Origin of the sequence: Prosthecochloris sp. (assembly GCA_015482705.2) — a bacterium.
In the GTDB taxonomy this organism is placed as follows: domain Bacteria; phylum Bacteroidota; class Chlorobiia; order Chlorobiales; family Chlorobiaceae; genus Prosthecochloris.
The window spans coordinates 47,496-70,961 of the sequence record JADMLA020000018.1; the positions used below are offsets into that span (position 1 = coordinate 47,496).

General features: G+C 46.8%; 29 protein-coding genes, 1 tRNA gene and 1 other RNA gene. 6 read left to right on the forward strand and 25 right to left on the reverse strand.

Annotated elements, in window-relative coordinates; genetic code table 11:
* Positions 1 to 6: 6 nt before the first annotated feature.
* Entirely contained in the window at positions 7 to 1,260 is a 1,254-nt protein-coding gene (lysA, locus tag QZ209_RS03285; RefSeq protein ID WP_294344655.1) for a diaminopimelate decarboxylase, read from the reverse strand.
* A gap of 234 nt (positions 1,261 to 1,494) precedes the next feature.
* Between lysA and rpmG the strand changes: the two genes are divergently transcribed.
* From rpmG to rnpB, 4 genes are all read left to right on the forward strand, one after another.
* The gene (gene rpmG / locus QZ209_RS03290; RefSeq protein WP_294344656.1) at positions 1,495 to 1,674 is read left to right on the forward strand and encodes a 50S ribosomal protein L33; all 180 of its coding nucleotides are present in this window, start codon (positions 1,495 to 1,497) and stop codon (positions 1,672 to 1,674) included.
* Between the two features lie 66 nt (positions 1,675 to 1,740).
* Positions 1,741 to 1,822 (forward strand) — tRNA-Leu (locus QZ209_RS03295).
* A gap of 155 nt (positions 1,823 to 1,977) precedes the next feature.
* The gene (locus tag QZ209_RS03300) at positions 1,978 to 2,784 is read left to right on the forward strand and encodes a hypothetical protein (RefSeq protein WP_294344658.1); all 807 of its coding nucleotides are present in this window, start codon (positions 1,978 to 1,980) and stop codon (positions 2,782 to 2,784) included.
* 64 nt (positions 2,785 to 2,848) lie between these two features.
* An RNA gene (rnpB, locus tag QZ209_RS03305) (RNase P RNA component class A) lies at positions 2,849 to 3,322 on the forward strand.
* 4 nt (positions 3,323 to 3,326) lie between these two features.
* On the opposite strand, the gene QZ209_RS03310 is transcribed toward rnpB, so the two are convergent.
* The 4 genes from QZ209_RS03310 to hflX form a co-directional block, all read right to left on the reverse strand.
* Entirely contained in the window at positions 3,327 to 3,812 is a 486-nt protein-coding gene (locus QZ209_RS03310) for a DUF456 domain-containing protein (protein WP_294344660.1), read from the reverse strand.
* 23 nt (positions 3,813 to 3,835) lie between these two features.
* Positions 3,836 to 4,078, reverse strand: coding sequence for a hypothetical protein (locus QZ209_RS03315; RefSeq protein WP_294344663.1), 243 nt, complete (start codon positions 4,076 to 4,078; stop codon positions 3,836 to 3,838).
* A 77-nt stretch (positions 4,079 to 4,155) separates the two neighbouring features.
* Positions 4,156 to 4,575 carry an rRNA maturation RNase YbeY gene (ybeY, locus tag QZ209_RS03320; RefSeq protein ID WP_294344664.1) on the reverse strand — a complete coding sequence of 140 codons (420 nt, stop codon included), beginning with the start codon at positions 4,573 to 4,575 and terminating at the stop codon, positions 4,156 to 4,158.
* Entirely contained in the window at positions 4,565 to 5,866 is a 1,302-nt protein-coding gene (gene hflX, locus QZ209_RS03325; protein WP_294344665.1) for a GTPase HflX, read from the reverse strand. Before hflX ends, ybeY begins: the two co-directional genes overlap by 11 nt.
* Positions 5,867 to 6,068: 202 nt before the next feature.
* Here hflX and QZ209_RS03330 point away from each other — a divergent pair, with 202 nt between their 5' ends.
* Positions 6,069 to 7,001 (forward strand): phytoene/squalene synthase family protein, encoded by a 933-nt coding sequence (locus QZ209_RS03330; protein ID WP_294344666.1) that lies wholly within the window; start codon positions 6,069 to 6,071, stop codon positions 6,999 to 7,001.
* A 59-nt stretch (positions 7,002 to 7,060) separates the two neighbouring features.
* Positions 7,061 to 8,608 (forward strand): lysine--tRNA ligase, encoded by a 1,548-nt coding sequence (gene lysS, locus QZ209_RS03335; protein ID WP_294344668.1) that lies wholly within the window; start codon positions 7,061 to 7,063, stop codon positions 8,606 to 8,608.
* A 136-nt stretch (positions 8,609 to 8,744) separates the two neighbouring features.
* Here the strand turns inward: lysS and QZ209_RS03340 are convergent, their stop codons facing one another.
* The 20 genes from QZ209_RS03340 to QZ209_RS03430 form a co-directional block, all read right to left on the reverse strand.
* Positions 8,745 to 9,128: a hypothetical protein gene (locus QZ209_RS03340; protein WP_294344670.1), complete on the reverse strand. Its 384-nt coding sequence runs from the start codon at positions 9,126 to 9,128 to the stop codon at positions 8,745 to 8,747.
* Positions 9,125 to 9,685, reverse strand: coding sequence for a glycosyl hydrolase 108 family protein (locus QZ209_RS03345; protein WP_294344672.1), 561 nt, complete (start codon positions 9,683 to 9,685; stop codon positions 9,125 to 9,127). Before QZ209_RS03345 ends, QZ209_RS03340 begins: the two co-directional genes overlap by 4 nt.
* Positions 9,678 to 9,980: a hypothetical protein gene (locus tag QZ209_RS03350; protein WP_294344673.1), complete on the reverse strand. Its 303-nt coding sequence runs from the start codon at positions 9,978 to 9,980 to the stop codon at positions 9,678 to 9,680. Before QZ209_RS03350 ends, QZ209_RS03345 begins: the two co-directional genes overlap by 8 nt.
* A 57-nt stretch (positions 9,981 to 10,037) precedes the next feature.
* Entirely contained in the window at positions 10,038 to 10,331 is a 294-nt protein-coding gene (locus tag QZ209_RS03355; RefSeq protein WP_294344675.1) for a hypothetical protein, read from the reverse strand.
* A complete protein-coding gene (locus QZ209_RS03360) occupies positions 10,331 to 10,693 on the reverse strand; it encodes a hypothetical protein (RefSeq protein ID WP_294344676.1) in 363 nt (120 codons plus the stop codon). The genes QZ209_RS03355 and QZ209_RS03360 overlap by 1 nt, the downstream gene beginning before the upstream one ends.
* Entirely contained in the window at positions 10,662 to 11,639 is a 978-nt protein-coding gene (locus QZ209_RS03365; protein WP_294344678.1) for a reverse transcriptase/maturase family protein, read from the reverse strand. Before QZ209_RS03365 ends, QZ209_RS03360 begins: the two co-directional genes overlap by 32 nt.
* Before the next feature lie 281 nt (positions 11,640 to 11,920).
* On the reverse strand, positions 11,921 to 13,207 hold the full coding sequence (locus tag QZ209_RS03370) for a hypothetical protein (RefSeq protein ID WP_294344679.1): 1,287 nt from the start codon (positions 13,205 to 13,207) through the stop codon (positions 11,921 to 11,923).
* 12 nt (positions 13,208 to 13,219) lie between these two features.
* Positions 13,220 to 13,555: a hypothetical protein gene (locus QZ209_RS03375; RefSeq protein ID WP_294344681.1), complete on the reverse strand. Its 336-nt coding sequence runs from the start codon at positions 13,553 to 13,555 to the stop codon at positions 13,220 to 13,222.
* Positions 13,556 to 13,557: 2 nt separating this feature from the next.
* Positions 13,558 to 14,274, reverse strand: coding sequence for a hypothetical protein (locus QZ209_RS03380; protein WP_294344682.1), 717 nt, complete (start codon positions 14,272 to 14,274; stop codon positions 13,558 to 13,560).
* Position 14,275: 1 nt separating this feature from the next.
* Entirely contained in the window at positions 14,276 to 16,663 is a 2,388-nt protein-coding gene (locus QZ209_RS03385) for a hypothetical protein (protein ID WP_294344684.1), read from the reverse strand.
* Positions 16,660 to 17,427 carry a hypothetical protein gene (locus QZ209_RS03390; protein ID WP_294344685.1) on the reverse strand — a complete coding sequence of 256 codons (768 nt, stop codon included), beginning with the start codon at positions 17,425 to 17,427 and terminating at the stop codon, positions 16,660 to 16,662. The genes QZ209_RS03385 and QZ209_RS03390 overlap by 4 nt, the downstream gene beginning before the upstream one ends.
* Positions 17,427 to 19,436, reverse strand: coding sequence for a hypothetical protein (locus QZ209_RS03395; RefSeq protein ID WP_294344687.1), 2,010 nt, complete (start codon positions 19,434 to 19,436; stop codon positions 17,427 to 17,429). The genes QZ209_RS03390 and QZ209_RS03395 overlap by 1 nt, the downstream gene beginning before the upstream one ends.
* The gene (locus tag QZ209_RS12605; RefSeq protein WP_366515740.1) at positions 19,423 to 19,656 is read right to left on the reverse strand and encodes a phage tail assembly chaperone; all 234 of its coding nucleotides are present in this window, start codon (positions 19,654 to 19,656) and stop codon (positions 19,423 to 19,425) included. The genes QZ209_RS03395 and QZ209_RS12605 overlap by 14 nt, the downstream gene beginning before the upstream one ends.
* Positions 19,653 to 20,003 (reverse strand): hypothetical protein, encoded by a 351-nt coding sequence (locus QZ209_RS03400; RefSeq protein WP_294344689.1) that lies wholly within the window; start codon positions 20,001 to 20,003, stop codon positions 19,653 to 19,655. Before QZ209_RS03400 ends, QZ209_RS12605 begins: the two co-directional genes overlap by 4 nt.
* Positions 20,003 to 20,410, reverse strand: coding sequence for a phage tail tube protein (locus tag QZ209_RS03405; RefSeq protein WP_294344691.1), 408 nt, complete (start codon positions 20,408 to 20,410; stop codon positions 20,003 to 20,005). The genes QZ209_RS03400 and QZ209_RS03405 overlap by 1 nt, the downstream gene beginning before the upstream one ends.
* Positions 20,411 to 20,426: 16 nt before the next feature.
* On the reverse strand, positions 20,427 to 20,876 hold the full coding sequence (locus QZ209_RS03410) for a hypothetical protein (RefSeq protein WP_294344693.1): 450 nt from the start codon (positions 20,874 to 20,876) through the stop codon (positions 20,427 to 20,429).
* The gene (locus tag QZ209_RS03415) at positions 20,876 to 21,178 is read right to left on the reverse strand and encodes a hypothetical protein (protein WP_294344695.1); all 303 of its coding nucleotides are present in this window, start codon (positions 21,176 to 21,178) and stop codon (positions 20,876 to 20,878) included. Before QZ209_RS03415 ends, QZ209_RS03410 begins: the two co-directional genes overlap by 1 nt.
* Positions 21,178 to 21,351, reverse strand: coding sequence for a hypothetical protein (locus QZ209_RS03420; RefSeq protein WP_294344697.1), 174 nt, complete (start codon positions 21,349 to 21,351; stop codon positions 21,178 to 21,180). Before QZ209_RS03420 ends, QZ209_RS03415 begins: the two co-directional genes overlap by 1 nt.
* Complete coding sequence (locus QZ209_RS03425) at positions 21,348 to 21,530, reverse strand: hypothetical protein (protein WP_294344699.1); 183 nt, start codon at positions 21,528 to 21,530, stop codon at positions 21,348 to 21,350. The genes QZ209_RS03420 and QZ209_RS03425 overlap by 4 nt, the downstream gene beginning before the upstream one ends.
* 10 nt (positions 21,531 to 21,540) lie before the next feature.
* Positions 21,541 to 23,457 carry a phage major capsid protein gene (locus tag QZ209_RS03430; RefSeq protein WP_294344700.1) on the reverse strand — a complete coding sequence of 639 codons (1,917 nt, stop codon included), beginning with the start codon at positions 23,455 to 23,457 and terminating at the stop codon, positions 21,541 to 21,543.
* Positions 23,458 to 23,466: the final 9 nt, after the last annotated feature.

Sequence of the window (23,466 nt, forward strand, 5' to 3'; positions counted from 1 at the left end):
ATTATCTCAGAGCACTTCATTCTGGATGAGTTGCTCAAATGAATCTCTCTTGCGGATAAGTTTTGCATTGTCTCCGTCAACCATTACTTCTGCCGGACGAAGACGACCATTGTAGTTGTTACTCATTACCGAACCATAAGCCCCGGCGGATAAAACAGCGAGCAGTTCGCCTTCTTTTACCCTGTCAACGGTTCTCTCTCTGGCAAAAAAGTCACCTGACTCACACACCGGCCCTACTATATCGGCCGCCATAACGGAGTCATGCTGTGAAACAGCCACAATTTCATGGTAAGACTGATACAGTGCTGGCCGTATCAGTTCGGTCATTCCTGCATCGACAATCACAAACTCCTTGCCTGCATGGTTTTGTTTCCGATACAAAACCCTTGTCAACAGAACCGTTGAATTGGCGACGATGAACCTCCCCGGTTCGAACAAGATAGTCGTGCCTGTTTTTTCGACCTGGGGAATAAGCTTTTCCGCAAAATGCTCGATCGGTGTTGCAGGTTTTTGAGGGTCATAGGTAACAGGAAAACCGCCGCCTATATCAAAATATCGAATATCGAAGCCGGCCGATCGGGCTGCAGCAAGAACATCGAGAAGCTTTTCCAAAGCCGCTTGATAAAAATTCGCATCGAAAATCTGTGACCCGATATGCATATCCAAAGCTGTCAGATCAACATGTTTCAGTGTTTTCAACAGGTCGAACACCTCATCCAGATCCGCCTCGTCTATCCCGAATTTTTCTTTACTGTCCCCGGTAGTGATATAGGGGTGCGTCTCAGCCGTAACGTTTGGGTTGACACGAATCCCTACAGAGGCTTTCATTCCGAGATTTCCAGCAACGTCATTGATCAAGCGCAGCTCCGATACAGACTCGGCTTTGAGCATCAAAATACCCGACTCGATACCATACGCTATATCCGAAGCGGTCTTGCCGACACCTGCCATAATAATTTTCCCGGGTTCGACACCGGCCTGAAGTGCCCGAAAAAGCTCCCCCCCTGAATTGACGTCGCACCCACACCCTTCTTCAGAAAGAGTACGAATCACATGCAGGTTGAAATTCGCTTTAACCGAATAGCAGGTAAAATGATCCAGTCCGGCAAATGCTCTCTCAAAAGCCCTATACTGATTGACAAGACTGTTTCGGCTGGTCACAAAAAGAGGAGTCCCATAGTCTTCTGCAAGTTTCTCGAGAGAAACTCCCTCGCAATGCAGTGTTCCGTTGCAATAGGGAAATAAGTTACTGTCTAACACGTTTCAGATTTTCTTTTATGGGCATTGTTATTGGCTGTTATCATACCCTGATTTAAAATAAGAACCTCTCGATTTCATGTGAGGATTGCGTAAAACGTTTCAAATCAGATGCAGTATAGCTGTTATCCTGCAAGCAAGCAAATACAGATTCCAAAAGTCTCATTTTGGTTTTGCAAAATCACATCCGAAGGATTATATTTGCAGCTCTCTATAATTAACCAGACCAAGGCAACGATGGCAAAAAAAGAAAACAGGATTATCATTACCCTTGAGTGTACCGAAGCAAGAAAAGAAGGCTTGACTCCTTCAAGGTACACAACGACAAAAAACAAGAAGAACAACACGGAGCGTCTGATTCTCAACAAGTATAATCCTTACCTCAAACGGCACACTCCGCATAAGGAAATCAAGTAAGCGGTTTTTTGGCAAAATCCGTAAAAAGATTTTATTTAGTATAAACGTGGGAAGCCAAAAAATACTGCCCGAATGGCGGAATTGGTAGACGCACTCGTTTCAGGGGCGAGCGCCGCAAGGTGTAGGAGTTCGAATCTCCTTTCGGGCACTAAAAAGCTGAAAAAAATTGACTATGCTCAACACCGAATTTAGTGGAGATAAGAATTACAATTTTTCTCTGACCATAGAAGATTCGACTTTATATCATGCACCTTTTTAGTGAGGTGCTTTTTTATTTTTTCAAAATCTTAAATATCAGCTGTAGTGGACCATACAAAAATCAATCTGGTTGTTCGTCTGCAACACCTCGATAATCAGATCGAAAGCATAGAAAGCTTGCAAAAAGGGCTTCCTGAAGAAATCGAGGCCCTGGAAGAGGATATCGCGTTCACTTCCCGTCAGATCGAAGCCCGAGAAAAAACTGCCGCAGAACGAGAAAAAACCCGCAAAAATCTCACTGAAACGATCGAGAACTGCAAGTCAAAAATCAAGAGTTTCAAGGACAAGCAAACCCTGGCAAGGAACAACAAGGAATACGATGCACTCTCGAAGCAGATCGAGTATGAAGAAAAAGAAATTGCACAGGCGGAAATCCAGCTTCAGGATATAAAACATCATGAAGAAAAGGCAAATGAATTACAAGATCAGGGCCGCCAGTTGATTGCAGAAAACCGTTATGACGAAATTTCCGAAGAGATGATGCCGGATGATGTTCTTTCACAGCAGCTCAAAGACTTGAAAATACAGGTCGAACAGAAAAAAGAAGAGCTGGAAAGTATTGTCGTTGAAACCTCTGAAGAAGTCAGTTCTCTGAAAAAACAAATTGCCGAGCAGAGAAAAATCGTTGAAAAAGAAGCGAAGCGCTTGCTTTCCAAGTACGATCATTTGAAAAAAGGAAACATCCAGAATGCACTTGTCAAGCTTCATCGCCACGCTTGTTCAGGCTGCAATACCAGGGTTCCGACCAATCGCCACACCATCATTGTACAGGGTGGTTTTTATCTTTGCGAATCATGCGGACGTATAGTCGTCCATGAAAGGCTTTTTGATGAAGCCGCTTCCGAGAAATAACCGATTGAAATTTGAACGGAAGTTTTGGAAAACAGGTTGTATCTTATTGTAAATTTGTTTACTGAAACCAAAGTGTGCAGTCGCCGCATATCTCAAGGATATGCGGAGGAAAGTCCGAACATCACAGGACAGGGTGCCTGTCGAGAGTTTTCGCTCAAGACGGGGAGCAGCGGTGCAAACTTCTGCTACAGAAAGTGCAACAGAAAGTATACCGCCCCGGCTTTCCGGGGTAAGGGTGAAAAGGGGGTGTAAGAGACCACCAGGCATGCCAGTAATGACATGTGCTATGAAAACCTCCCCGATGCAAGGCTGAATAGAGAAACTTTTCCGAAAGGAAAAAGAACGGTCCGTTCAATTCTGCAAGGACACCTCTTTTAGTTATCACGAACCGCTCGAGTACAACAGGGTGTGTTCCCGGCGCAGAGGAAGTTAACAGAGGTGTCCACGAGAGAGTTTCCGGGTGAGCTGCATTAGATAAATGACTGCAGCTTTGCCGCAAGGCAGAGAACAGAATTCGGCTTACAGCTTTGGTTTCAGTTTTTTTATAAAAACCTTGCCAGCACAAACACTCCTATCATTATAAACGTGATGGCTATTTTTGCAGCCGTACCGACAACAAGGCCAACCCAGGCGCCAAAACCTGCACGCCCTGCCGCATGAAGATCTCTCCGTACATATAACTCACCGACAACCGCTCCAATAAACGGACCAAGAATAATTCCGGGCAGGCCAAAAAAAACCCCTCCTACAGCCCCGATGGTAGCCCCGATAACCGAGTATCTACCGGCACCATATTTTCCCGCCCCAAGAGCCCCTGCCAGAAAATCAATACCGTATCCCAGAAGGCAGAGAATCAAAAGCACTAAAAGAGTACCCTGACCAACATAAACAAACCCTTCAGCCCATGCTGCCACGGCAAGTCCTGCAAATACAAGTACGATACCGGGAAGTACCGGCAGTAAAAGGCCGGCAACACCGGCAACAACCAGAATCACAGAAAAAATCAAGAGGACTACCGTACCATCCATATCTGGCTAATCCACACGTTTCGTTAAATCCTCTTCATGTTGAAATTGACACTGGTATACCTTGTTGAACGTCTCAGTGCAATATCAGCAGTATCCTCGAAAAAAGAAGACGTCCGAATCAGCTCTTCAAGCTCGTTATCGTTCAACTCGGCAATATCATCGGTCACAAAAATGAAGCTGTTGCCGGCGATACCGTTGGCATGCCATTTCTGAAAAAGCACTTCATAATTGCCAAGCGTTGTCTCCTGTTCAAAAATAACAGTCACAACGTTCTCCTGAGAAACATCGTTAAACCTTGAAGACATAGGAGATTAAAAAATAGTTAGAGAAACCGGGTTCACCTTTATTGAAAACTCAGTCGATCAAGATAATAATCTTCTTTTTCTTTCATCGCGGCTCTGGAATCCTCATCACTGTCTTCATAACCGGTCAAATGCAACGCCGAGTGGATGGTGACACGAAACAGTTCGTTTTCGAAACCGGTTCCAAAACACTTGGCATTTTTGGCAACGACATCGAGAGATATGTAGAATTCACCCTCAATCTCCCCTATCATCGTATTATATTTGAACGTCACCGTATCGGTAGGGTAATCATGTCCAAGAAACTCCCTGTTGATTCGATGTATCATCCTGTCACCGCAATACACTGCGATAACCGACCCCAAGGCATAACCCTCCGACTCGATAACATTTTCGATAATAACTTCAAGCTTTTTCTGCGGAATTTCCTTTCTTGTGGTGTTGTACAGCTCAAGCGACATGACTGCTATCCTTTTCGGCCGCCGCAATCCGGGCATCGATTTGTTTGAGGTTTTTGTAATGCGCCCTGTATTTTAAAATAACGTCCTCATTAACATGCTTTTTACCTATAACTTCAGCATTATCATACAGATACCCGATCAGTTTGTAGTTTGAAACATGTGTTTTGAGAGTACGTAATCGATAGTCTCTGGAAACGTAATCCCCTATAGCATCCTTGAGAAGCATGAGATTGATCCCCCGTTTGGCCGAGACGAACAGAGCCTCCGGATATTTCAGGCGAAGCGAACGAAGGGCTTCTTTATCTTTTACGGCATCGACTTTGTTGAAAACATTGATAATGTTCCCATGCTCTACCCCTATCTCCTGAAGTGTCCCGGTGACGATTCTCATCTGTTCTTCAAATCCTTCATGGCTTGCATCGATCACATGCAACAGAAAATCGGCCTGTAAAACTTCGTCGAGTGTCGACCGAAAGCTTTCAACAAGCCGATGTGGAAGCTTTCGAATAAATCCAACTGTATCGGACAGCAACACAACTTTGTTGATCTTCAGCTGGAGACGGCGGGTTTTTGTATCGAGGGTCGCGAACAATCGATCTTCGGCATAAGCCCCTGTATCGGGACAGAGCCTGTTCATCAGGGTTGATTTTCCGGCATTCGTGTAACCGACAAGAGCCACGCGCGGAATCTTTCCACGCTCCTTCGTTTGTGTTGCATGTTGAAGAGCAACATCGCCAAGTTTTCTTTTCAGGAAAGAGATTCTCTTGCGCACAAGCCGACGGTCTGTTTCGATCTGCGTTTCACCGGGCCCTTTTGTTCCGATTCCCCCTTTCTGTTTTGAAAGGTGTGTCCACAAGCGTGTCAATCTGGGAAGCAGATATTCAAGTTGAGCAAGTTCAACCTGCATTTTCGCCTGTGCTGATTGAGCCCTGATGGCAAAAATCTGCAGAATCAGTTCGGTTCGATCCAGAACCTTGCAACCGAAAACACGTTCAAGATTTCTTGCCTGAACGGGAGAAAGATCATCGTCGAAAATAACAATATCGATCGATCCGCCTTTGACGAGATGCTCCATTTCCTCGACTTTGCCTCTGCCGAGAAACCATGCTGGATCTTTTTGTTTTCGCTCCTGAATAACGCGAGAGACTACTTCTGCACCTGCAGTATCTGCGAGCAGTTCGAGCTCATCCAGATACTCTTCGACGACCGGTCTGGTCAATTGTGGAATAGAACTTATACCGACAAGCAGCGCTCGTTCTTTCGTTACTTCCTGGGAGGTATAGGTATCCAATATCAGATAAACAGTGAAAAAATTAAACTACCCGATGAACGGAACTCCTGCCGATCATCTTTACATATTGCTATATTAAGAGCTTTATTTTATCTTGCCAACACTCCTTATAACTTAGTCAGTATTTAAAAAGTTACACATTCTTTTCTTTGCTTTTACCGGTTGACGGAGAAAACCACGCTTTCCAAAGCAGAAAATTTCAATGAGTTACAGCTATAATGGAACAACAACAGTGAGTGGTTCTGATAAAGAACTTACGCTTGCAAACGCCTACCAGTACTGCCGTCAGGTAACCAGGCATCATGCGAAAACATTTTACCTCGCAACGCTTTTTCTCTCGAAAAAACGACGCAATCCAATATATGCAATGTATGCGTTACTGAGAACAGTTGATGACTTGGTTGATCTGGCAGAAGACAAACTGACAAACGGTACGCTGACCAAGGCTGAATTGAGCTCCATGATGGCTGACTGGAAAACCCGGCTGAACGAGTGCTATCGGGGTGCCCCCCATAACGACCCGATCATGATTGCCTGGCATGATACTCTGCAAAAATGCCATATCCCCGTTGAGCTGCCTCTGGATCTTATGGATGGAGTAGCCATGGATATCGATTTCAAGCCGTTTCAAACATTCGACGATCTCTATGTTTACTGCTATAAGGTAGCTTCGGTTGTCGGTCTGATGTGCTCGGAGATTTTCGGGTACCGCGATAAAAAAGCACTTGATCACGCGATCGAACTCGGTATAGCCATGCAGCTCACCAATATTTTGCGTGATATCGGTGAAGATGTGGATCGAGGCAGAATCTACCTTCCTCTTGAAGATCTCGACCGCTTCGAGTATACACAGGAACAATTTATGCAAAAACAGATAAACGAAAATTTTATCGAGCTGATACAATTTCAGATTTCACGAGCTCGAAGCTATTACGCAGCATCCGAGAAGGGTATTCCCATGCTGGAAAAAGACAGCAGGCTTGCAGTAAAAATCAGCAGTCTGAACTACTGCAACATCCTTAAAGCCATTGAAGAAAACAATTACGATGTTTTCTCCCAGAGGGCTTACAGGTCCTTCTACCAGAAACTTCGGACCATCCCTACGCTCTGGTACAAAATGAACGCCCCCGGTTAAGCCATTACGATCACTTTTGACAACGTATTATCAAAAAAATAAGTTAACAACCCTTTTCCATGAGTGAGGCACAAGAACATAAGAGACAGCAAAACACATCGGCTGATCAGAATGAAGAGTTACGCGCTTTGAACGATCAAATGAAAAGGCGCATCGAGGAACGAAACCAACTTACCGAAGAGGGAATCGAACCATACCCGTACGGATTCGATGTCACCGAATATTCAAAGCAAATCATCGATGGCTACCAGGACGACAAACCCGAAACCGTTTCGGTTGCAGGCAGGATAATGACCATAAGAAAAATGGGAAAAGCCTCATTTTTCCACATTCTCGATAAAGAAGGTAAAATACAGATCTACATCAAAAGAGATGAAGTGGGTCAGGAAACTTACAGAGTCTTCAAACTGCTCGATATTGGAGACATTGTCGGTATAAAAGGGTACACTTTCCGAACAAAAACCGGTGAAATCTCAATTCACGCTGAAGAGTTCCAACTGCTCAGCAAATCGTTACGACCTATCCCGATCGCAAAGGAAAAAGAGGTTGATGGGCAAAAAGTCACCTACGATGCATTCAGTGACAAGGAAATGCGTTACAGGCAACGTTACGTCGACCTGATCGTCAACCCGGAAGTCAAAGAAACCTTTGTGAAGCGTTCCGCCATCATTTCTTCCATGCGGAATTTTTTCACCGACAGAGGCTACCTCGAAGTTGAAACGCCAATCCTCCAACCAGTTTACGGGGGTGCGGCAGCAAGACCGTTCACGACTCACCACAACGCGCTGAACATGGAGCTCTATCTCAGGATCGCCAATGAGCTTTATCTCAAACGTCTTATCGTCGGGGGATTTGACGGAGTTTTCGAATTCGCCAAGGATTTCCGCAACGAGGGCATCGACCGTTTTCACAATCCGGAGTTTACCCAGGTAGAACTTTACGTCGCCTACAAAGATTATTACTGGATGATGAACCTGGTCGAAGAACTGATTTACAAGACAAACCTCTCGATAAACAACAGTGACTCGACCTGTTTTCTCGGTAATACCATAAGTTTGAAACCACCCTATAGAAGGTTGACGATCGCCGATGCGATACATGAATATTGCTCTGTCGATATCGCGGGAAAATCTGAAACCGAATTGAGAAACATGGCAAAGGATCTCGGTCTTTCGCTCGATCCTAAAATCAGCTCCGGCAAGATCATCGATGAGATTTTCGGAGAATTTGTCGAACCGAAACTGATTCAGCCAACGTTTATCACAGATTACCCGACAGAGATGTCGCCCCTTGCAAAAAAACACCGTTCCAAAGATGGGTTGGTCGAGCGTTTCGAGCTTATTGTAGGAGGTAAAGAACTTTGTAACTCGTTCTCCGAACTGAATGATCCGGTTATACAACGGGAACGGCTTGAAACCCAGGCAAAACTGCGCCAGCGCGGTGACGATGAAGCGATGGTTGTCGATGATGATTTCCTTCGTGCTCTTGAATACGGCATGCCTCCTTGCGCCGGCCTGGGCATCGGTGTCGACAGGCTTGTCATGCTGCTGACGGGGCAGGATTCCATAAGGGATGTCATATTTTTCCCCCACATGAAACCGGAATAGATAAGACGCTATTTTATATATACTTAGAAACAGTTTTTATTATTTATGGATCGTATATGAATCATTATAAACAAAAAAAGCCCGAAATAACTCGGGCTTTTTTATTGAAAAAATATTTTGGTAGCGGCTATTTAGGCTATGGTTGCTCTGTTTTGCGCCTGATGCTGTCGACAACCCCGCCGCCGAAGTAGAAGCCCACGATTGTGAGCATTATTAAACCAATGCGGAATGTTGCCATTATTTCCATCACGTCATTTGTAGTTTTACCGAAAAAATTCATAATAAGGACGAGCACAAAACACGCTATGTAAGTTGTTGCAAACAATATTGCAAGAAACCTTTGAGCGACTTTAAACGGTGCGTATGCTTTAAGTAGCTCAACTTTACTTTGCACTTTTTGCCATTCGTATTTTCTGCGATCCTCTGCTTTTTCTTCACCGCTGTAGACAAATCCATCGATTAAGTCAAGTCCTTTTTCGATGATGTTGTCAGCCCCGAATATTTTCCCGAATATGCTCATCGTATTCCAAAATATTGTTTGATGTTGATATATTTTTCAGCCTCTTCCAAGTCGCGCTTCAGCCAGCCTCGTATAAATTTCACCTGGTTCCGTTTTTGCGTGATGCGTTTCAAGCGGTGCCCAACTCGCATCAACGTATGCTGACAAACAAACAGCTCGATCTCGAGCCCGGAAAGCTCGTTTATTGCAGACAAGGTTATTGGTCCTAAATCCCCGTCCGGCTCACAGTCAAGACAAAACTGAGCGTACATCACACTTTTCTTGATGCTGCTGTTCATGCCGAAATTGTAGATTGTTTCTGCAACAGATTGATGTTTGATCTCATCACCCCGGAAGGTGTCCCAAAATTTCCGCTTGTAAAACTCCCTGACGAGATCACGGCATTCCTGTGTATGTCCCTTTCCGGAATAAACAAGCTGCCATCCCGGCCATTTTGGATGATAGTTTTTCGCTATGCCGGCAAAGGTATCACCTCCGGAGTCACCGCTCACGCGATGTAGCGTGAAACCACCCTCATCTCCAATTGTCTCGATATATGCTCTCAGAAAATCAGCCATTTGCGGTTGTTTTACAGTGTGCACTCAATGGGCAATTCTTTTCCATTTCTGTTCTTATTTTTTCTTGCTTCAGCCGTTCCGTCTTTATTGTTTCTTTTTCCGCCTGTATTCTTATTCTCAATAGCAAAGATGAATATATCGATACCACTATACCACAAAATCCCGCAGCAATGGTAACCAAATCAGGCATAAGCTGCGTTATTTCATTGAATACCGTTGTACCTGTAATCCCAAATGTTATTACGATAGGACCAACAGGACTTTGGCTTTGTAAATGCATTTTAATCGTTGACATATTCCCTCGTCAGGTGCGGGGGCAATTATGAAAAAACAGCGCAAATGAAAAGTGCGGTCATGTGAACATATAAAACCTGTCTACTTTTTTTATTGTTGTCAAAAACGGTATTTGCTTTTTGTGCTTTTCAATCTGACTGATAAGAACATCCGATCCGGTAAAAATAACGCGGGTTTCGTCGTCAAGTTTGATTTGTAACGTCAAACACTTGCCGCTTTTGTTTTTATCAAACTTGCTATTGTGTATCCGAAACCCCAGCACAATTATCTCTTTGTTGAGAATGTTGTCGATTCTGATTTTATCGCCATCGAGTACATGTGTGGGCTCGGCAAAATCAGAAAAATGTTGCATTAATAATTCAAATCGTTTTTAACTTGTGTTTTTATATTTTCTACATCAGCATTATATGCATTAAAAACCCCGTCATTGTCAATTCCGGCAATGGCTTTTCTCTGCATAGCCAATTCTTCCGGAAAAGGATATTTCTTTGCTATATAAGCAGTAACAATATGTACATAAGCTAAATGCTTTTTCTGTTGCGTCGTCAAGTCGTCGACACAGAAAGGCACTTGTATCTCATTGTACTGCCATTCATCCCTTGTTTCCCCGGTTTCAGGGTCTGATACAGAAACCTGAGATATGTTGAACCGGTACCGATCTTTATGAAATACAGATGGTTGATTATTGCTTTTTATTACAGGCAATTCGGTCATAATTGTATTTCTTTTTAAGGTTATAAGTATTGGCCCAGCAAAACCAGCCGTGATAAGCCGGCATAGCGTTTAACGCCTTTTTCGTGTATTTTTTCTTGAAATTCTTGACTATGCTTTTTCTCACCAATGTATAACCATGAAAAAATCTGTATCCGAGAAAATCAATACCTCTGCTATCTACCGGGAACACTTGCCAATTATTCTTTAATTCCAGTTTAAGGGTGGCAAGATATCTTTCAATATTCCGTTTGATTTGATGCAACTCGCTTTTTTCTGCTCCGAGAATCACCATGTCATCGCAATACCTGTAATAATATGTGACACGAAGATTTTCTTTTATCCAATGGTCCATCAATGAAAGAACAAGATTGCCTATCGGTTGAGACGGATAATTACCTATTGGCACAAACGGAGCACTGTCTGCTATCAGATCGAGTAACCAGAGCACATCAGGATCTTTGAGTTTTCTTCTGAACGCCTGCTTTTGAACTTCTGGCAGAATGCTTTGATAAAACTTACGAACATCCATTTTCAAGCAATAGTGTGTACCAGTGCGATCCGCATGCAAAGCCTTACGTAAGCGCCGAACACCGTCATGTATGCCTCGTCCCTTTACTGCAGCATACGTATCTCTGATCAATCCCTTTGTCCATATCGGTTCAACAACGTTCATCACGCAATGATGGATAATTCTGTCTGGATAATATTTAAGCTTCCAGATTTCACGCTCTTTCAATCCATCTTTTTTGATCATGATCGAGTATTTCGAGCACTTGTATGTTTTGTTTATCAACATACTTCGTATATGCCTGAAATACTTTTCCGGGTCGGAATCGACCATTTTCACTTCAGAATAATGGGTCTTGCGTTTTCGAGCTCTTTGATGAGCAATTTCAATATTTTCCAAAGAACAGACAGTGTGCCACAAATAACCGTATCTCTTCATAAGCTGCTTCTTGACCTGTGCGCTTTCGAGGTTCCTACCAACACACGATAACGGTCTCTTTATATTTTGCCGAGAGGCAAGGTGATTCAGAGAGACAAATTGAAGCAGAGCTGGCTGCCGATATTCGTATTCGCATTCGAAACTGAATTAGCTGCATTCCAAGAGAACGGACCTGCATTCGAACCGTTATTCGCATTACTGCCTACCAGAAACACGCGAAAGCACACCTTTCCCTGAACACACCTATCAAAGAACAAAAAAACACACTGAACACGGGCTGCTTACGCAGCCTTAAAGCAGAGCCGGCCGCCGATAATCGTATTCGCAGCCGAAACCGAAACAGCCGCATTCCAAGAGAACGGACCCGCAGACGAACCGTAAATCGCAGAACCGCCCACCCGAAACACGCGAAAGCCGGTGTTTTGGATGTAGTAATCGTGCATTTTTGTTGAGCTGCTGCCCGTAACATCAGACGGTAAGACAAGCCCGAGGCCGCTATGCGGCACTCCTGCGTAGCCATCTGAAGCAGGCAGCGTTATTCCGGTATCGGTTGCATCGTCTACACGAGTCCAGCCTGTTGTGCCGCTGTAGGTATAAGGCTCCTGGTTTTTTGCATAGACATCGTGATCGTCTATTAACGACGCAACACGTTTCCAGACATTACCCCACGTGTTATACACTCCCAACACCTGGGCAAAGTCTGTGTCGTAAGTTGTACCGCCATTTTGTACAGCAGAGGCGTACCCGCCGGCAAGATCGTAATGCTGTGCTCCTATATAGCTGCCATTCGTCCAGGTCCCGCCGGACTGATTGATCCGGCCAGCCCCAACAATACCAGGAATATCATACGATGCATACCCCGTCAAAAGCAGTAGACGCTCCCAATTAGCGATCCAAAAATCATATTGTTGCCACCCGTTCCCGCGGGCCTCGCACAACGTATCCGTCGCCTCGGTATCGAGATCGGCATGCCCCCAATCTCCTGACCGTGTAGTTACAGGATACACAATTGTTGTGCCGTCTGCAGGACTGTACGGCACACTCCAGCCTTTACTGTTATAATTAACAAGTTCGTAAGCGCCGTTATAGACCTTACGCAGTCCTGAAAAAAGAGGGTGCATGGTAAACTGACGGCCATCTTTACCGTCAAGAGGAAAATGCGACAACAGAATCACATATTTTCCGCCTATCTCTTCAGCATGGTAATACCGAGGGCCGACATTCATATCGAGATCCATGTATCGGACCATCTCTTGGCCGTTTGCGCCACTGTGATCTACGTTAGTACCGTCGACATGCTTCGAAAAATTGAGCCATGAAATATCCTTAAACACGTCGCCGTTGTCGGCAATGACAGAGCGAGTAAGTTGGGAAAAAATCGGATGTACTGACATATCGATCAGCTCCCCGGTAGGTTCGCCCTGACCCGCGCCGACACGTTCGAAAGAATCGGCGGCAGTATCGTAAGCAACACCGATGGAAAGCTGTTCAGTGCCAAACAGGTTTTCGATTGTCTTTGCAATCGCGGAATCACTGTTATTTTGCGGCCCGTATCGATGTACCAACATGTTATCTCTCCTTTATTCGTAAAATTGCGCCTGGACGTTCTGTGCGTTTTCGCTGATGATTCGTAACGTATCGCTTGTCGTGATACCGGTGAGATCGATCGTAAGCACGTTTTTGTAGGCAACGGGACTCGGAGTACCCGATGCGGTTGGAATACTTATCGGGCTTGAGCCGAAACCGATGTAATATTCAGACGTCGCGGTAATCGCGACATAATGAGTGCCCGAAGGAATCGCGCACGTAGCTTCGGTATCGGCTGTCAAGACAAAATCATAAACAGAAACAGGAGCGAGCGGCGCCTGGCGCGGAAAATCTTTTTCGTTGTTCAAACCCGAAAATTTGTTAGCCATGGTTATTTCTCCTTGTAGATTTCAACCTGTGTGTATTCTTCTTGAGCTTTATTCGCTGCTCGGCCAAAACCATCACTCGACTGGCCTGTTGTGCACTCATGTTGTATTTTATATATGTTACTCGATGTTATAGTAACTCTTGCCATACCGCAACTTCGAGTCTGTACATTGCCGCCATCCGCGGCATATTCCGAGCTGCCTTGTCTGACTATTGCAGTACCAGTCACATCATAAAGAAAGGATTGATGTTGATTGACGTCATATGCGGGCGCGGACCATTTGATTAAATAAGACCCCGCGCCGCTGATCGTAAAATTTGGAGAGCTTACTGTTACTATATTGTCTGGATCTGCTATTTCAGTATTTAAATCTCTGTCGTGTTTTGAGCCAGAAGTGAACGTGCCGCCAGCAGTATTTTGTGTTTTCACGTCGGCCAGTATTGCATACGATATAAAGGCTGATGTACTATGCGTTTCAGCCATATCCTTCACGTCGTCCGGACTGAACCCCCTGACCGCAGTTTCCGTGCCTGCCGTTTTCTCGCCGGATGAAACCTGATCCGGCAACATGTCAAACACCGTGCCGCCCGCAGTGCTGCCGTCGTGCACTGCAATTTGCTTCGTGTCCGTCAAGTACACGATTGTGCCGGCTTCGAGCGTTACCGCTGCATTTTGGCTTGCCGTACCTCTTAGTTTTTTTTGTGCGTTTACGCTCGCCATATCAATTAATTTGTGATCCTGCTATTGTTCCTGTATCGGACCATGTGATGTAGCTGTCTCCGTCAACAGCTGAACCTGCTATGCCGCCTACACCTTGCGTGAAATATGATCCTGTTGCATCTTGCCCATTCTGCCCTAAATCGCCACCATTACCACCAACGGTTACCGTGCCAAAGTCACCGCCGTCACCGCCGCTTGTGGTTGTTCCGTCTTGCCCGTCTCGTTCAGACCCCAATCCACCTACTCCAATTAGATACCCTGCCCCGCCGCCACCGCCAGCCGAGAAAGATACAAACCCTATAACCCCCCTACCTTTACCGCCACCGCCACCGCCGCCGCCAATCGTGCCATTGTTTGTTATATCAATAGCCTGACGTGTATATAATCCATCCGCACCGTTTTCGCCGTCAATACTCCCCGTTGTTCCCCCGTTTCCACCTTTACCAACGATGTACCCGTTGTTGATAATCTTAAGTGTTATACCTGATTCGCTCCATGTGCCGACGGTAAAAGCAAACCCGGTATTACCGCTTGTTCCTACTTTAACGCCTGACTCGATCAAGCACGTGACTGTATCCCCGCTTTCCGGTGCCGCATATGATTTGTCGTACTCGTCACGGAAATTAAAGTCCAGTCTGTCACTGTCGACAACAACCAAAAGCCCTTGGTCCGGCTGATCGTCATAGGTGTACCAGCTAATTTCCTGCGCTTCTACTTTCACTGATTCATCACCCGGCGTCGCTTTGACAACCTGCACGGGTAACGAAGTTTGCTCTCCTGTACCAGTTTGAAACGGCCACATGGATACTGTATATCGTCCTGCAAGAGCCGGTACGTTTTCGCCAAACCGCCAAGCCGCAAACTGTACCAGGGACGGAGGATCTCGGAATCTCGAAAGCAGCTTATAACATAAATCCGTGCCGGCAGGGCGCGTGTTGATCCATCGACTGTATATTTTTTTAATCGCGGGTTGTCCGCCGTATAGAGTCTCCGCTAAAGTATCCACGTGCGACACCGCCGCACGATAATTCGTGCCCTCGTCGAGAGGCTCGAGCGGGTTACGTAACCCGTACCACGTCCAGACTTGCGACAGCCGTTTGTCAGGTTGGCGTTTTGAGTCAAAACTTCCGGAAACGATGACATCATCATCATAGTGCACAGTCTCCGTTGTCAGCTCACGCACAGCGTCAAGCCGGATTTTTTTATTTAAATCGTCCGTATAGAGAATAAGTCCAGCCTGTTCGAGCAACTCATTGACCAGTTCCTTGACGCTCGTCGGCTCAGCGACCAACGTGTAATACAACCTTCCGCCGAGGAACTGCTCGGTTTTCTGTTGCCAATCGGTCAAATTAATCCAGCCCGCAGGAACCGTCGTATAATTCACGAACAAATCATACATGATGTCTGCGGGATCCAGACCGTTCGCGCCGCTGAAAAACTCCTTGCAGAGCTGAACGACATCGTTTTGATCATGTGACTCCGCAACGGTGTTGAACTGTGCCCGCGTCAGCGTCAAAACGTCGCCGGACCGGGTGAAACTGCAGATTTCGTTACCACCGATAGCAACATGCCCTGAAGCCGGATACTCATCGTCGCCCACGCCCGACGGCGTTAACGTTGCCGACGTGGCTGAATCCGTCAAAGCGGCGCTCAACCTGCCTGTGCTCAAAACAGGGCACTGCGCCTTCACCTCGTCGGCAAGCTTGAGGATATCCTTCGCTGTCACGGAGACCTTGCCGGTTTTGTCCGGTCCGGTGATTTTCTCGATGACAAACGTTCGGCTTTCCATAGCCGTCACGTTTTGCCCCTCGGTACCGCGAATGTAGCGGATTGTGGCACCCTGCATTTTCGGGTAATGACGAGCTTGCCATTTCCCCCAAAACGTGCCCTGTTCAAAAGGGTTGTACCCTCGTTGGGCCCAATACGGATCGCCGGTAGCATACGTGTCGGAATCGCGATGGTCGCGGAACGAACACGTGATGCTTGCCCGGATGCCCATATCCCCCTCGAGGCTGATCTGTTGCGGTTTATACGAAATAGACTGCAGCGAAGGAATACACTCGATGCCGCTTTGATCATCAGCGTCAGGATAACCGAACCTGACGGTATTTGTCGTCTCACTGTAATTATCCGTGTCCTGGCAGGTGTGCAGCGAGTTGAAACACTCGCATCCCCCGGGGAGCAACCCTTCATCATCGTAGCTCAAACCGGTGAGAGTCGTGCCCTCGTCGTCGTAGCTCAAACCAGTGAGAGTCGTGCCCTCGTCGTCGTAACTCGGCATATCGCCGGTAATGCACGAAGATGTATATTCAGCCGTGCAAGGAGACGCGCTGAACTCCAGGCTGCACATCGGGACATCGATTTCGATGTATATCACAACTTTAGTCATGCCAATCCGCTAATTGAAAAACTTACACTCATCATTCCGGAAGGACCGGTGTTATCCGGCACAGGCACACCCCCGGTAACCCAGCAATACCCGATCTCCGTTGCATAATCCGTTAACCGCCACGAATAGAAAAACGGCACAGTCTTACTCGCCAAAACAAAAGCGTCAAAGGTCGAGCGAAACCACTCTTTGGTCATGTTGCTCATACTGACTTTGGATTTGTGTGTCGTCGCCTTGATGATCCTGCCCAAAAACTGGCCGGACTCACTGAACCCGCTTACTGTATCGACACTTCGGGCGTACGTGATCGGCGTATGCCCGATATAAATATTGCGCTGCATCTGCATGATCTCGCCGGTATAGACGACGGCAATTTGCGGTTTCGTGCTGCCGCCTGGAGTGATCTTGATACGCACGCCGTAATAATCATCACTGGTGAACGTCTTGAGAATCGGACGATCATTCGCCGGGCTGAACTGACTGACAATGCTCGACCACGCCCCGCCGTCCGTCGTTTGACCCTCGATTTCAACATCGCATTCCGCAGATCCGAGGTTGTGCCCTGCAATCCCGATGTAATCACAATCCTGTGTCGCGGCACTATCGATAGTCACATACTGCGCCGAAGTGCTGTCGGATTTCCACAGCAAATTCGTTGCAGGGTTGGCAAGATTGGTAACCGGATAACTCGACTGTGAGCTGTCAGCACTCACATTGCTGATCGTCACCGCGTTGTCATACCCTATGTATTGCTGTACCGGCATTATTTGATATAAATTTTGCCGCCATCCGCTACATATTCGTTGAGCAATTCCGCTATTTGCTCACCGGTGTACAGATTGCCCGGATCAAGCCCGTAAATCGTAACTGATCTGCTTGACACTTCGCCCGATCCCGTTGTTGTCGTTGTAGAAGTGTTTCCCGAAGTTGTCGTCACTGATGAAGAAGAACTGACAGAACCGCCACCACTACCTGCCGAAAATGCTTCGCCAACACCAGCAGCGGCAATAATCCCCATTTGTATTTTTCCCAATGTTCCTATAGCTGCTGCTGCTGGCTTACCAGCTATTGGGCCAAGATCTGCATATGCTCGCATTACTGCTGCTGCAGTATTTTGAGCTGTTTGAGCAAGCATTAGTCCTCTGTTTATAGCTATAGCAGCTATAGCAGCAGCTTTTGATTTCCCTGCAAATTGAGACAACAGACTTACAGCCAGTTGTACTGTACGTTCTCTCATTTGCCTAATAGTTCGTTCAACTTTTTCTTGTCGAGCGGTTTGTTTTTTCGCGTAGTCTTCTTCAACAGCGTTTTTTAGTTCCTCATATTTTTCAAACGTCAGATACTCCTGATTTTTAAACTCCTCCAACCTTGCAAGACGAGCATCGTACTCTTCTAATTCGATTTCTGCCCTTGTCTTGTTATGATCCTGCAACGCCTCGATTTCAGCAACAAAAGCCGGAACGCCCTCGATCTCAGCCATTCTGTCTTTATATTCTTGGGCAATGTCAAGCCTCATTTGACGCGCTTCATCGTCCTTATTTGCAAAGGTGTTGTTATATTCATCAACAAGAGCAAGCTGCTCGGCCCGCCAGTTTTCCTGCAAATCACGCTCATCCATCAAGCTCTTCCGCAACGCCTCAACCCGTTTTCGTAGCTGCTTTTGATAATTCTCAGCGTCTGTACCACCATCGGGGTCGCTGGTTTTTTCACCGTTTGTTTTCTCAAATGTGTTTCCGCCCAAGTAATCTTCCATTCCCGGCATTTGTATCCGGCCTGCTGCGTCATACATTAAATTCAATCCATCAGCCGCTAATCGTGATGCCCTTTCTGTATTTCTGATTTCATCGTTATACTCCCTTAATTTTGCCGCCAAAAAACCTGGCCCGGTTCTATCTGCAATGAACCCGGCTAAACCTCCTTCAGATGGCGGCTGTGATGTAAGATTGATAAATTTTACAAGTGGAGGCAGCAGATTGACGGATATATCTGTACCGAGATCAAGAGCGTTCGCCGCCATTTTTCCCAATCCTTCCGCAAATTCGCCGATGTCATCTTTGTGATCTGTGATATATGTCGTTAAATCATCAATAGCAGGATTCAATTTATCGAGCACAGTATCAAAAGCACCGGACTCCATAACAGCAAATCCAATTTGCTCCTGCATGTCGCCGTACTTGTTGGAGAGTTGCTGAATTTTACCGGAATATGTATCAGCTGCAGCAGCAGCCTGACCGCCAAACACCCGTGAAATTTCTTCAGTCATTGAAGAAAGACGCTCTGTACTGCCAACACTGCCTTCAACTTTTATACCGTACCGTGACAAAGCATTTGTAGAACTGCCAAGCGTTTTTGAAACAAGATCAGCGGCATTCCTCAAATCCATACCTTTTGCAGCTGCTAAATCAAGAGTGGCTTTTGTCGCTGATTTAATTTGCTCTTCGTCTTTGACAAACGCTGCAATAAGCGACTGAGCTTCAATAATTGCCTCATCACCGTAAGTAGTGATCTTCTGCAGCGCTGAAGCTTGATCAAGCAAAGCCTTTGATCGTCGGCCCAAAGCCGTTTCAAGTCTCTTCTCGGCATCCTCCTGAGTCTGCGCCAACTGGATTGATTCCTTCATGTAATTCAGCACAGCGCGCGCGCCAGCGGTCACAGCAATCGCGCCAATACCGACGGCGAACTGTTTCGATAAACTCACAGCTTTCTTTGCTGCTCGTTCATAGCCCGAAGCATCGCCATTGATTTTTACATTGACTCGCTCAGTGTATGCCATTTTTTGTCCTGTAGTCTTTCAAGGTTTGCAAAAGAGACTCCTTGTCGTTGTTTGCCAGGTGGCCGGGGTTTGCAATACGATTGTTTGTCTCGACCCGTTTGTCGTGCAGCCGCCAGAATTCTTGAGGAGACATTTTCCAGAACTCTGATGGCTGAATGCCCAGATCATCGACAGCGATGTCATAAAACGTTCCCCATTCGACATCATTGTCAAAGTCTATTTTTTTTTAGTGTCAAGGTTGCCATTGTGCTGCTTAACAGGGAAAAAAGCAGTAGCAATAGCCTCTGTATATGTATGCATCGTAGAATCGCCGTGAAAAAGCTCTGCATACATCTCATCGTTGCTTACCGTCACGTTTTTGGTTTGCAGTAAATACGCAAGTATACGAGCAACCTCGGTAAGCGGAGACTCGCCATTTGCTGACCGGGCGATCAAACCGGAAAGACTGATACCCAACCCGCCTGACAACCGCGGTGTTTCGATTTTGTTGATAATATCGAAGGTCGGTTTGATCGTGTGCGTCTCGCCCTTGTAGGTAATTGCAATCTCGTTGAATATAGCTGCCATTATGCCCCCGCTTGATAAGTGACCGATCCGGAACTTTGCAGGGTAGCCTCGAACGTCACGGCGGTATTGTATTCGCCGTTCTCGCTGTACGAAGCGATCATGAACGTACCGTACACATCGGCCCCGTCCGCCCAGGTTAGCATATACTCATCGCTCACATCAGACGAACTCATCGCAGCCGCAAGCATAACCCTGTCGTCAGACACGCCCGAAACAGTCACCTCGAGCGACTTCTGCCCCGGTTCAGCGAGCGATTCGCGCCACCCGTTACTGTCGTCAGACGTGATATCGACAATCTCATTGTTGATAGCCAGTCCCTTCACCCGCACCCCGGCAATCGCCGTGCCGCCGGTTCCTCCGGAACTGCCCTTCACAAGCACCAAATCCCTTCCAAGTTGTTCAGCCATGATTCAATTATTTTGTTTATAAAGCCGTTTCCGGTGCTCCGCGGTTGATCAAATACAAAGCCGTAAACACCATTCTGATAATGCCGTGCTTGATTTTCGCCTCACCGTTGTATTTCGAATCTGCAGCAGTAAACGACAAATCAAGCACAAGACCGTTGAAAAACCTGTCGGTCGAACTGTTGTAATCACCATACAAAGCGGTCTCGACTTCCGCCTGAATCGTATCGACATCGTCGTCGAAATCATCGCCCGAGACGTAGCCGTCAACAACCACCGACACCGATTTTGTCAACAAATCTTCAGTTTCGTCCTGTCCTTTCTCGTCCATACAATACACGCAAATTCCCGGCATGGTCGCGGAACTCATCGGGTAAACCCTCGACCGGTACACCCTGCTTCCGGTCGTGGTCAACCCGGAAAGTGTCGTAATAACCCGATCCCTGATCTGTGTTCTCACATGCGCCATTACTGTTCCTCCAACGCGAGAATAGTAACGCCGGTCCCGTCCGGCCTGACGTTGATAATCGTGTAATCTCCGGCATGATCGCCATCGTTGATCGTCAGAGCATCCCCGATCACGGCGGAAGCAACATCAGAACTCTTGCAATGCGCCGCGGGCTGTGAAGACTCGACATCGACCTCCTCGCCCGGAACAGCGTAATACTCGTTGTCGAAAATAACATCGATAGCAGCAGCCTTGAACGTCGCCGAAACAGCAAACCCGTCCGTTTTGTCAAAAAACAGGCTTATGTCTTCCGCAAAAGCCATCAGCGTTCAGAAAGTTTATTCTTGATACCGGCTTCCCGGTCCTTGACCTTCTGCACGCCGTCAGCCGGTTCAGCCTTCTTTTGCTCGATAAGCAGAGCGCCATGGCGATCACTGACAACCACAACCGCCCCGGCTTTCTCTTTCCCAAGATCCTGTAAAAGTTTAATCATCATTTTTGAGCTCCGGCTTTTTCAGCCTTTTTCGCTGGTGATACAGATTTTTCAGCTCGCCCTGCAGCGACAATGCGATTGCCAAATCGATCGTTTACGTCAATAACTGCCCCGGCATTGGCCGGAGCAGTTTTTCCGTTTTTCATCAGGCAATTCATGCTTTTTTTAAGCGTAACCTTCATGGTAATCTCCTTAAGCAACGGTGTTGTAGCAGAAACTGACAGGATGCCGAAGCTGTACGTCGATATCCTGAAACGCCGTAAGAACAGTGATGCCTTTTTTGGCATACAGATACGGGTTGACGACCAGCTCGATGCCGCCCCACATGCCGATCATGAGTTCGTTGAAATTGCCGAAAATGATAGATTTGACTGCCCCTTTCAGCGCGTTCGAGGTGCTGAAGAGAGTATAACCGTTTGTCTGACCGTCTTCAGCGATAAAGCCAGGAACACCGGATGCTTTCAGCGTCTGTTTCATATTGCCGATTGCAGTCGGATGAGCGACGTAAGCCAACGAACCTTTAAGCGCTTTGTCTTCAGCTACCGCAGTTTCCATGTTGACGATATCAGACCATGCCGGAGTAGCCTCAGTTGCGATTTCTTCTGTGTTGACACCACTGGTATACATGATTCCGGTCGGCTGATTGGAAGCCCCCGTACCGGCCAGCCCGGCAAGGTCAATCGCGTCTGCCAGCTCTGCAAACATATCTTGACGGACAATCGCTTCTACGTCGAGACTTGTCTGGTTAAGCATTCTGCGAGTAAGCGCCTGATCGACACCAAGAGTGTTCGGCGTAAACTGCAGCAAATCGATGTCCATGGCCGAAGTAGTGATATCACTGCCGGACTCAGCCACCTCGTCAACCCAATATGCAGATGTTCCAACTCCAATACGCGCCATGTCAAATTTTCCGACCAAACCGGAAATCATTCGTGCGCCTGCACGGGTAATCGTCGCTTCGTCTCTCAGAAACTCAATAACTTCACCGCTGTGAATTTCTTCAACAGCACCCGCGCCTGTAGTTGTCGAAATAATAGCAGCTCGCTTAAGAGGAATTGCTTCGTACGGAACAACAAACCCGCCGTGTTGTGGTTCATAACCGCGTGATTTTATGTATTCGTCAGAAACCTCCTTTTCAAATCCTTTGATATTGTCCGCTGTCACACCCTCCGACATTTGCCTTACAACGCTGAGCAAGCTGAAACGAGTTTTTTCGTTTTTGGAAAGATCGAGCTTGACAGTCGCCTGACGTTCAGATTCTTCTTTGAGCGCCTCCATATACCGAGGTATAAAGCTCGCAAACTTCTCACCTTTTGCGACAGCCTCATTGGCAAGATCAAGGCCGTCGGGAAACCGTTTGGCATTGAGTTTTGCCACGCCAAGAATCGAATCAAAATCAGTTTCACGTTCAGCCACGAGAATTTCCGGCTGATTGGTTGCGGGATTCTGGTTCCCGCGATCTCCTGTGTTGTTGTTTTCGGGTACCATTTCCCGTTCCTCCTCTTTATTGTTGTTTGACTGTTGTTTACTGCGAAAAACCACTGTTTCGAAATGCATATCATCACTTCGCTGCCGAAACCCGACCCCCTCGTCAGCCGGAATGCTGACGCTCGAGACCTCGTAAGGTTTCCATTTTGTCACATGATACACGCCGGGCGTGTCTCTTTGTGGAGGTTCGGCCTCGACAACTTCTTCAATGATGTACCCCACGCTGACATTTTTGCGGATACCGTCATCGATATCGCCCTGAAGATCCTGACCGTCCTGCGACCGGCTGAACTTCAGATTATTGACCCGCAGCACTTTGCGGGACTCGTCGAGTTCGACACCTTCGATAACCCCGGCTTGCCTCGTCCAGTTGTGATCCCTCAAAAACGGTGCCCTGCCGGACCCGATAAACGACAAATCGACATTAGCTTTGCCATGCAGAAGCACCTCGGTACCGTAGACATACCGCTCCTGATCTTCCACCCACATCCAGCGCCCATCAACCGGGACTTCAGATGAGAAATCAAACTCATACGTATTGGTGCCGCCGTCACCATCAGCCCTCACGGAAATATCAGCCTGGCGATAATGAATGCCGGACTTGACCCGGATTTGTTCCATGTTTTCAGT

Excerpts from the sequence above, each read along its gene's own strand:
- rpmG (WP_294344656.1), top strand. The coding sequence starts at position 1,495 with ATGGCAAAAAAAGAAAACAGGATTATCATTACCCTTGAGTGTACCGAA.
- QZ209_RS03310 (WP_294344660.1), bottom strand. The coding sequence starts at position 3,812 with ATGGATGGTACGGTAGTCCTCTTGATTTTTTCTGTGATTCTGGTTGTT.
- ybeY (WP_294344664.1), bottom strand. The coding sequence starts at position 4,575 with ATGTCGCTTGAGCTGTACAACACCACAAGAAAGGAAATTCCGCAGAAA.
- QZ209_RS03330 (WP_294344666.1), top strand. The coding sequence starts at position 6,069 with ATGAGTTACAGCTATAATGGAACAACAACAGTGAGTGGTTCTGATAAA.
- lysS (WP_294344668.1), top strand. The coding sequence starts at position 7,061 with ATGAGTGAGGCACAAGAACATAAGAGACAGCAAAACACATCGGCTGAT.
- QZ209_RS03340 (WP_294344670.1), bottom strand. The coding sequence starts at position 9,128 with ATGAGCATATTCGGGAAAATATTCGGGGCTGACAACATCATCGAAAAA.
- QZ209_RS03345 (WP_294344672.1), bottom strand. The coding sequence starts at position 9,685 with ATGGCTGATTTTCTGAGAGCATATATCGAGACAATTGGAGATGAGGGT.
- QZ209_RS03350 (WP_294344673.1), bottom strand. The coding sequence starts at position 9,980 with ATGTCAACGATTAAAATGCATTTACAAAGCCAAAGTCCTGTTGGTCCT.
- QZ209_RS03355 (WP_294344675.1), bottom strand. The coding sequence starts at position 10,331 with ATGCAACATTTTTCTGATTTTGCCGAGCCCACACATGTACTCGATGGC.
- QZ209_RS03360 (WP_294344676.1), bottom strand. The coding sequence starts at position 10,693 with ATGACCGAATTGCCTGTAATAAAAAGCAATAATCAACCATCTGTATTT.
- QZ209_RS03365 (WP_294344678.1), bottom strand. The coding sequence starts at position 11,639 with ATGAAGAGATACGGTTATTTGTGGCACACTGTCTGTTCTTTGGAAAAT.
- QZ209_RS03370 (WP_294344679.1), bottom strand. The coding sequence starts at position 13,207 with ATGTTGGTACATCGATACGGGCCGCAAAATAACAGTGATTCCGCGATT.
- QZ209_RS03375 (WP_294344681.1), bottom strand. The coding sequence starts at position 13,555 with ATGGCTAACAAATTTTCGGGTTTGAACAACGAAAAAGATTTTCCGCGC.
- QZ209_RS03380 (WP_294344682.1), bottom strand. The coding sequence starts at position 14,274 with ATGGCGAGCGTAAACGCACAAAAAAAACTAAGAGGTACGGCAAGCCAA.
- QZ209_RS03385 (WP_294344684.1), bottom strand. The coding sequence starts at position 16,663 with ATGACTAAAGTTGTGATATACATCGAAATCGATGTCCCGATGTGCAGC.
- QZ209_RS03390 (WP_294344685.1), bottom strand. The coding sequence starts at position 17,427 with ATGCCGGTACAGCAATACATAGGGTATGACAACGCGGTGACGATCAGC.
- QZ209_RS03395 (WP_294344687.1), bottom strand. The coding sequence starts at position 19,436 with ATGGCATACACTGAGCGAGTCAATGTAAAAATCAATGGCGATGCTTCG.
- QZ209_RS03400 (WP_294344689.1), bottom strand. The coding sequence starts at position 20,003 with ATGGCAGCTATATTCAACGAGATTGCAATTACCTACAAGGGCGAGACG.
- QZ209_RS03405 (WP_294344691.1), bottom strand. The coding sequence starts at position 20,410 with ATGGCTGAACAACTTGGAAGGGATTTGGTGCTTGTGAAGGGCAGTTCC.
- QZ209_RS03410 (WP_294344693.1), bottom strand. The coding sequence starts at position 20,876 with ATGGCGCATGTGAGAACACAGATCAGGGATCGGGTTATTACGACACTT.
- QZ209_RS03415 (WP_294344695.1), bottom strand. The coding sequence starts at position 21,178 with ATGGCTTTTGCGGAAGACATAAGCCTGTTTTTTGACAAAACGGACGGG.
- QZ209_RS03420 (WP_294344697.1), bottom strand. The coding sequence starts at position 21,351 with ATGATGATTAAACTTTTACAGGATCTTGGGAAAGAGAAAGCCGGGGCG.
- QZ209_RS03425 (WP_294344699.1), bottom strand. The coding sequence starts at position 21,530 with ATGAAGGTTACGCTTAAAAAAAGCATGAATTGCCTGATGAAAAACGGA.
- QZ209_RS03430 (WP_294344700.1), bottom strand. The coding sequence starts at position 23,457 with ATGGAACAAATCCGGGTCAAGTCCGGCATTCATTATCGCCAGGCTGAT.